This is a genomic window from Synechococcus sp. R55.7 (genome assembly GCF_047461955.1).
Classification (GTDB): domain Bacteria; phylum Cyanobacteriota; class Cyanobacteriia; order Thermostichales; family Thermostichaceae; genus Thermostichus.
On record NZ_JANSIC010000346.1, the window covers coordinates 1 to 1,400 of the forward strand.

Consider the following 1,400-nt stretch of genomic DNA (forward strand, 5'->3'; position numbering starts at 1 on the left):
CTGCAGGATCTGGCCCAGTTGTTAGAACAAAATGTGGGATCCCTGACGTTGTAGCAAGCCCACCCGGCGATTCAGTAGGGGGTAATAATCCCCCTCGGTCGTGGGGAAAGAGTTGCCTCTGTAGGGTTAACCTCGGGATCCGACTCAGGCTCTTCTGGGGCAGGCATTTCTCGGCGCACCTCTTGGTCTTGTACCACCTGAAAAATCAGGGTAAAGGGGCGACCTACCTCCGCCGCCACAAATTCCTCCAGCAAAGTCACCTGCCTGGGGGTAACCGGCTCGTCTGCTCGTACCGACAGCACTACTTCTGGGGGATTGACCACCCAGTTAAACTCGCTGCGCAATAGGGTTACCCGTTGGAAGGTGATGGTTCTGTTTAGCAAGGCGGTTCGTAGCGCCCATTCCAACCGAGATTGATACAGCAGTTGAGTCATACTGGCTGCCAGCGGCACCAGCAACACCATCACCAAACCGAACATCCACACCAATCCAGAACGGGCCTTGTGCAAGGGGGCGTAGCCCATCAGCAAAAACGTAACCATGCAAGCCAGGGCAATCCCCAACAGGTTGGTGGAATAGAGCAGGGTTGCTCCTAGGCTGATCTCCCACTCGGCATGGGCCAGTCCCAAACCAATCACACACACCGGCGGCATTAAGGCCACAGCAATCGCAACCCCTGCCAAACTGTCGGCGATCTCTTTGCGCACCCTAGCAAAAGCGCCAATTCCCCCTGCTGCTAGCGCCACTCCCAAATCCAACAGGTTGGGTTGAGTGCGGGCCAAAATTTCGCTGCCCCAATTGGGAAGACCTACCCACCACCCCAGCAGGAAAGACACCCCCACCCCAATACCAGTTCCCACGGTCAAAGACAGGATGCCTGTACGAAACAAGACCACATTCCCATCTAAAGCCCCCATGGCCATGCCGCGAATCGGCAGCATCAAAGGAGCCACGATCATCGCCCCAATGATCACGGCCGGGCTATTGGCCAGTAACCCCAACGTGGCAATCACACAGGAGCCGAGCACCAACATCAAGTAGTTCAGGCTGAGGCGAGACTCCCGCATCAATCCCACCATCAACTCGGCATATTCTTCTGGAGTGACCAGTGGTGGCCGCCAGCGGAGAGGCTGTGGCCAACCCTGGGGTGAGGGAACCAAGCCGGTTTCTGAGCTGCTGCTAGTAGAAGGAGGGATCCTGTTCATATCCATGATTGGGTTCCCGGTCTTGGGTCTCCTTGGCGGTGTCAGGAACACACCAGCCTCGGGCTTTCAGCAGTCTAACTTGGTGGAGAGCCGCTACTCAGGATCCCCCTTTGGGAGAGTGGCGCATCAAATCTTGTACGGCCTCGGCATGGTAAGAGCTGCGGGTGAGAGGGGAGGACACCACCTGCAAAAAGC

The 1,400-nt window shown here is 56.9% G+C and carries 1 protein-coding gene and 1 pseudogene; both read right to left on the reverse strand.

Annotated elements, in window-relative coordinates:
• Positions 1-71: 71 nt before the first annotated feature.
• Positions 72-1,205 carry a DUF389 domain-containing protein gene (locus NW820_RS12365; RefSeq protein ID WP_414407643.1) on the reverse strand — a complete coding sequence of 378 codons (1,134 nt, stop codon included), beginning with the start codon at positions 1,203-1,205 and terminating at the stop codon, positions 72-74.
• A 97-nt stretch (positions 1,206-1,302) separates the two neighbouring features.
• Positions 1,303-1,400, reverse strand: a pseudogene (locus tag NW820_RS12370) (lipoyl synthase); the annotation flags it as partial.